Source organism: Acinetobacter sp. TUM15064, from assembly GCF_008980265.1.
Lineage (GTDB): Bacteria > Pseudomonadota > Gammaproteobacteria > Pseudomonadales > Moraxellaceae > Acinetobacter.
Genome location: NZ_BKFU01000101.1, coordinates 1 through 6,136, shown reverse-complemented (window position 1 = coordinate 6,136; position 6,136 = coordinate 1). Strand labels below are relative to the sequence as shown.

At 39.0% G+C, this 6,136-nt stretch carries 6 protein-coding genes; 4 read left to right on the top strand and 2 right to left on the bottom strand.

Annotated features, from left to right (window positions below):
- Window positions 1–115 (top strand): HU family DNA-binding protein (locus tag GBI16_RS17250; RefSeq protein WP_171494582.1); only part of this gene is annotated, 115 nt, incomplete at its 5' end.
- Window positions 116–246: 131 nt separating this feature from the next.
- Window positions 247–2,112: a SurA N-terminal domain-containing protein gene (locus GBI16_RS17245; RefSeq protein WP_151707542.1), complete on the top strand. Its 1,866-nt coding sequence runs from the start codon at window positions 247–249 to the stop codon at window positions 2,110–2,112.
- Window positions 2,113–2,193: 81 nt separating this feature from the next.
- On the opposite strand, the gene GBI16_RS17240 is transcribed toward GBI16_RS17245, so the two are convergent.
- The gene (locus GBI16_RS17240; RefSeq protein ID WP_110975748.1) at window positions 2,194–3,063 is read right to left on the bottom strand and encodes a DUF2797 domain-containing protein; all 870 of its coding nucleotides are present in this window, start codon (window positions 3,061–3,063) and stop codon (window positions 2,194–2,196) included.
- 34 nt (window positions 3,064–3,097) lie between these two features.
- On the opposite strand from GBI16_RS17240, the gene GBI16_RS17235 reads away from it, so the two are divergent.
- Window positions 3,098–3,565 carry a DUF6231 family protein gene (locus GBI16_RS17235; RefSeq protein WP_086209201.1) on the top strand — a complete coding sequence of 156 codons (468 nt, stop codon included), beginning with the start codon at window positions 3,098–3,100 and terminating at the stop codon, window positions 3,563–3,565.
- Window positions 3,566–3,667: 102 nt separating this feature from the next.
- Window positions 3,668–4,288 carry a YidB family protein gene (locus GBI16_RS17230; protein ID WP_086209200.1) on the top strand — a complete coding sequence of 207 codons (621 nt, stop codon included), beginning with the start codon at window positions 3,668–3,670 and terminating at the stop codon, window positions 4,286–4,288.
- 436 nt (window positions 4,289–4,724) lie between these two features.
- On the opposite strand, the gene GBI16_RS17225 is transcribed toward GBI16_RS17230, so the two are convergent.
- On the bottom strand, window positions 4,725–5,777 hold the full coding sequence (locus tag GBI16_RS17225; RefSeq protein WP_086209199.1) for a porin: 1,053 nt from the start codon (window positions 5,775–5,777) through the stop codon (window positions 4,725–4,727).
- Window positions 5,778–6,136: the final 359 nt, after the last annotated feature.

Here is a 6,136-nt window from a genome sequence, read left to right as displayed (position 1 = left end):
AGAACGTGCTGCACGTACTGGCCGTAACCCACAAACTGGTGCTACTTTAGAAATTAAAGCAAGCAAAGTACCAAGCTTTAAAGCAGGAAAAGGTTTAAAAGACTCTGTTGCTTAATCTTTTAAATAAATCCTAAACGCGCCATTTCGGCGCGTTTTTTATTAAACATTAGAAAATGTGACGATAACACATTCATTCATTGCTACTTTTCAGTTAAAATCTCGTGCAAATAAAATATTGGAATACTTATGGAATCTTTTCGTAAAGTTATTAAGGGTTGGTTGGGCAAAGCCTTACTCATTTTGTTTTTGACCCCTTTAGCACTTGTAGGTATTGAAGGATATTTTAGTAGCGGATCAAAAGACGCTGTAAAATCAGTCAATGGTCAAGATATTTCTGAAAAGGAACTAGAAACACTAACAGCGTCTTTTAAAGAACAGTTCTTGGCTTATGCCAATGGTGATGAAACTTTATTGAATCAAAGCTTTATCAAAGATAAAGCAATGGATCAACTGATCTCTAATACCTTGTTGTTGCAACAGGCGGAAAAGCTAGGCATTTCACTTAGTGATACTCAAATTGAACAGATGATCGCTCAGCAACCAAGTTTTCAAGAAAATGGAAAATTTTCTGAAACACGGTATTCTAGCTATTTACAATCTGTTGGAATGAGTAGTGATGCTTTGGTTGCAAATCTGCGCCAAGATCATGCATTAAAAATGATGCGTTCTACTTTTGCTGATTATGCTTTGGTGAGTAAATTAGATATTCAGCAGATTGCGAATTTGCAAACAGAACAGCGTACCGTACAGTTTGCCAATGTAAATCTTGATGAATACAAAAAGAACATCAGTGTTTCAGCTCAAGAAATTGCTAACTACTACAAGCAACATCCATCAGCATTTAAACAAGTAGCAAGTGTAGATGTAGACTATGTGTTGTTAACACCTGCAAATGTTCCTGCTACGACATCACCAGTCACTGATACTGAGTTACAACAAGCTTATACTCAGTTTGTTGAAGCACAGAAGCAAAATGTTGCACCTTTGGTGAAACATATCTTAATTACTGTAGATACGCGTACAGATGCTGAAGCGAAGAAGCGTGCAGAAGAAGTTGTTGCAAAAATTAAAGCAGGCACAAGCTTTGCAGCCGCAGCGGCTCAATACTCTGAAGATACAGCATCTAAGTCTAATGGTGGCGTACTGGCAGTCTATAACAAAGGTACATTTGGTGATGCTTTTGATCAAGCTGTAACATCACTTAAATCCGGTCAAGTGTCTGCACCTGTTAAAACTGAATTTGGTTATCATGTCATTGAAACTGACACACCTGCTGTGAAGTTGCCATCTTTTGAAACTGAAAAAGCACGACTTACTGCTGAAGTTCAAAAAAGTAAAACAGCCAATGCGTTTTCAGACACTGTAAATAGTTTAAATGAGCAAGTTGTAGATTCTGATGCTTTGGATGTGGTTTCACAAGAAGTGAAAGGCGTACAAGTTCAAACTGTCAAAGGTATGACGCTTTCTACACAGCATCCTGTATTAAGCAATGCAGCAGTAAAAGTGAAACTGTTTAACGATGACGTTAAAAACGGTGACCGTAACGCGACCAGTAGTATTCAACTTACAAATGGTGATGTTGTCTGGGTCAAAGTACGTGATTACCATGCGGCAGGTGTGCAAACGCTTCAAGAAGCAACTCCACGCGTGAAAGCAAAATTAGTTCAACAAAAAGCGTATGAAGCGGCGAAAGCGAAGATTGCGCAAAGTTTAAAAGACTTTAAAACTCAACCAGCGGCATCAGTTGTTGCGAAGAGTGGTTTAACGTTTACTGCGCCGCAAGTGTTTATTCGTTCGCAAGGTCTTCCTCGTGTAGTTGAGCGTGCGGCATTTAGCCAGGCGACGCCAAAAGCTGGGCAATGGTCTGTAACAACAGCATTATTGCCGACTGAAATGGTCGTAGTCGCAGTATCAAATGTAAACAAGACGACGTCTAATGCGTTGACGGATGAACAGTTGGCAGAGCTTTCTAAGCTATATCAACAGCTTCGCGGTCAGCAAGAGTCAGAAGATTATGTGCAATACTTAAAAGCACATGCAAAGATTAAATAATCATATCGAATAAAAAAACCTGCATTCGTGCAGGTTTTTTTATATCTAAAGGGAAGTAATTCGCCTTAGGGAGAAGTACGCTTAAGCACGGATTTTGAGCTCATAGCCTGAATATTTACGTATGTTAATTACGCCAGTATCCAAAATTAGGTACTGACCTTTGATGCCTTGCAATTTGCCACGAATGACTGGAGTTTTATCTAGGTTGTGAGATTTGATTTTCTCTGGATATTGCTCAACTGGATAAACAAATTCACGTGGTAATTCGGTTTCCAAAATTTCGACCGTTTCATTGAACTCAAGATTCTGACTAAATTCATCTCGAATGGTTTGGATTTTAGGTGAAAACTCTTCGAGCAATTGTTCACGGACTTCAATCAAGTTTAATGGGTCAGCTTCACCCTTGAGTAATTTACGCCAATCGGTTTTGTCTGCAACCTGCGTTCCAAACATGATTTCGAGCTGACCTGAAAGGCGACGTGAGCCTACTTTCATAATGGGTAGTGCTTGAGTGGCTCCTTGATCAAGCCAACGGGTTGGCATTTGGCTAATCCGGGTAATACCAACTTTTAGTGCGCTTGAGTTCGCCAAATAGACGATATGTGGTTGAAAACATACTTCATGGGCAAAGCTATCTTCGCGACAAGTCCCTAAATGATAATGGCAGGTTTCTGGCTTCATGATACACATGTCACAAGAGGCCTTAGTTTTGAAACACTTGAAGCAATGACCTTGTGAAAAAGATTTAGACGTTTTAGCACCGCACGAGACACAGAAGATTTTACCAGTCCATTCGATTTCGATTTCTTGACCTAAGTTAAAAGGAAGGTCAACTTCTGAACGATCTAAAATAAATTTATATTCAACATTTGCCTTGTGTGTATGTTGATCAGTTACACTAAGGTCCTTAAGACCTGCATGCATTTTATGGCAAATGCCTTGAAGTTCCATACAGAATTACTCACTTAATATTAAGGATGCGGTTATGGCTGAACTGAACGTCATTACTTCTATGCTAGACGATTTATCTCAAGAACAGCCTATTTCAACTGCATTATGCATTGGGCAAAATCTTAGCCCAGATCATCATCAATCTATTCAATGGCAATATTTTAGCGTATCTGATTTTTTAAGTCTGCCTTTTACACAGCGCTATGACTTGGGTTTCGTGCTTTTGGATACAATTGAAATGCAAAATGTGAATGAGCAACAAAAATCACAAGTATTGGTGCGTTTAAGAGATTTGATGGCAAAGCGGATTGTGGTGGTCAGTCAGTTACAAGATGAGCAACTGTTACGTGCTTTGGGCTTTACTCAACTCATAGATAAAACAACTCACGAACAAGACTTTGCGTTATGGCAGTTTAATATTTTAACTTATAAGCATGTGCCAGATTGGTTTAATTCAAAATTTTGGGCGAACCCTGAAAACTGGAACAAATTTCGTTGGTAGTAGGACGTATATGACTTGAGTCATAGCAAAAATTAACAATTTATCCGTGTAGGCTCCATTTAAACATCGTATGCTGTTTTAAAACTTACAAAGGATAAAACGATGACGAACCTTAATAATATTATAGAAATCTTGGCTAAGCAGGCTATGGGAGGGCAGCAACAGTCAAACCAACAAGGCGGTTTGGGTGGAATTTTGGGCTCTGTATTGGGACAACTTGGAACAAATACATCAGGGCAATCATCACAGGGTGGTTTGGGTGATATTTTAGGTTCGGTGTTGGGTGGTTTAACTGGTGCGCAGTCACAACAAACGTCAAATGCTCAGAACTCTGGGTTTTCAGGTGGTGGAAAAAGTTTATTGATCGCTGTATTGCCTTTGATTTTGGGGTGGATTCAACAGCAAGGTGGTTTACAAGCGGCTTTGGATAAGCTCAAAGGGCAAGGCTTAAGCAGTCAAGTGGATGATTGGGTATCGACTGGCTCAGGAGAAAATGCCAGCGTAAATCCAGAACAGGTACAGAACCTGTTTGATGATGCTGATGTAGAACAGGTTGCACAACAAGTCAATGCGCCTAAACAAGATGTATATAGTGCTATTTCACAAGTTTTACCGCAGATCATTGATTCTTTAACCCCTCAGGCAGGACAAACTAATCCACAAGAGGCCAATGCAGATATTCAGCAAGTTTTAAATTTGGTTTCAGGTTTCTTGAAACGTTAAGCTTTACATGAACAATAACTCTGTATTGAATACCAGTCAGCTAAGAAGTTGACTGGTATTTTTGATTTTTAAATTCATCAAGGTGTCTGGTACTTAAAAACATGATTCACAACTGTTTGTCTAAAGGCGATGTTAATTCCCTTAATGAATTTTGTAGTCGCTGACACAGTAAACTAGGGTATGCGAATGACAAGCCTGCTTTATTGCATTTAGCAAATAAGAAAAACTGCGTAAGGAATAAAATGAGTCTAGAAGATTTGATTTAAAATAGTAAGACTCTACTTACTGTTGTGAATAGTCAAAAACTAAGAAAATGAGGTCATTTCTAGATTGATCAGTATGAATTCTAATGCAGCAATAACCTTTTCTAGATTCAAACTTGTCAGATAAAAAACACGCCGAAGCGTGTTTTTTTTAATTTTTTGGACTGCTTAACTTAGAAGTCGTAACGCATACCGAGAGAAAGTCCAAGGCTATTTTCACCTGCGACACCACTTACGCTGTTTGTGCGACCTTCTTTCCATGGTGTTAAGTTCGACTTGTCATCATTGATTACAGTTGCTAAGTTGCCGTAGACGCGTACTGCTTTGTCTAGACGGTGCTCAAGGCCAACAGCGAGTAATGTTGAGTTTGCATCATCAGCATCAACATCACGGTAGAATACTTCGCCACGGACTAAAGTTTTTGGTGCAAATTTATATTCACCAGCTACACCGAATACTTGCGTGTCAGGGTTTGCATCAGAGTTGTCATGTTGAAGAAATTGGTACATACCACCTAAGTTAAAATCAGGTGTGATTTTATATGCGCCAGCAATACGGAAACCATCACGTTCGCCACTTGTTGCTTCTTCTTCATAGTGTTCGTATGCAGCAGCGAAGTCTACGTTGCCTTCTTTATAAGTTAAAGCTAAGTCGTATGCTTTATCTTTGTCTTTAGAGCCATTTTTTGTAGCATCTGGGCTATTCGCTTCGTGAAGTGAAAGAGCACCTAATACATTAAAACCATTGCCAAATTTAGGTGACTTATATTCGATGGTATTTGCATTACGCTCATCAAACTTCAAGTTGCCTACACGTGTTACGTTTCGTACATCACCAACCATGTCGCCGAAGAAGTTAACTGGACCACGTGCTGCTTTGAATGGGCTGTCAAATCGACCTACACGTGCTTGACCGAAGTTACCTTTTAAGCCAACGAAAGTATCACGTGTTGCAAATTCAAGATCACTATTTGCTGAACCGCTCGCAAAGTTAATTTCTTGTTCAATTTGACCGAATACAGTCATGCCGTTTTCAAGTTCTTGCTCAGCTTTGAAACCTAGACGTGAAGAGTTTGAAGAAATACCAACTTCGTTGTAGTCAGCACCATCATCAAGATAGTCTAAAGAAACATGCGCACGGCCATAAATTTTTACGTCAGCAGCCATTGTTAAAGCTGGTGTAAGTAATGTTGCCCCAACTGCTAATGCGCAAAGTGTTTTTTTCATGTGTAGCTCCAAGAAAGACTTTTTGTTGATTCGTCTATAAAAGGTTATTCAGTCGTCTTTTTATCCATCAGACTTCTGTCTCTTGGCGCTCATTATTGATTACAAATAAGTCATTAATATTAAAGAAATATTACAAAAATATTAAACAACTCAAAGTCAAAGGCATTTCGGCGATAAATTGTTAAAGTGTGGTTTTGAGTTTTATGTGGTTGATATTAATTATTTTTAGATACTTAGATTAGCATTTGAAGTGCAACACCATGTTGTTGCCATAATACCTGACTCGGACTTTTAAAGCTGAGTCTTTTTCTTGGGCGATGATTCAAACGTTGAGTGATTTCTGAGATATATTCATCCGT

Excerpts from the sequence above, each read along its gene's own strand:
- GBI16_RS17240 (WP_110975748.1), bottom strand. The coding sequence starts at position 3,063 with ATGGAACTTCAAGGCATTTGCCATAAAATGCATGCAGGTCTTAAGGAC.
- GBI16_RS17225 (WP_086209199.1), bottom strand. The coding sequence starts at position 5,777 with ATGAAAAAAACACTTTGCGCATTAGCAGTTGGGGCAACATTACTTACA.
- GBI16_RS17235 (WP_086209201.1), top strand. The coding sequence starts at position 3,098 with ATGGCTGAACTGAACGTCATTACTTCTATGCTAGACGATTTATCTCAA.
- GBI16_RS17230 (WP_086209200.1), top strand. The coding sequence starts at position 3,668 with ATGACGAACCTTAATAATATTATAGAAATCTTGGCTAAGCAGGCTATG.
- GBI16_RS17245 (WP_151707542.1), top strand. The coding sequence starts at position 247 with ATGGAATCTTTTCGTAAAGTTATTAAGGGTTGGTTGGGCAAAGCCTTA.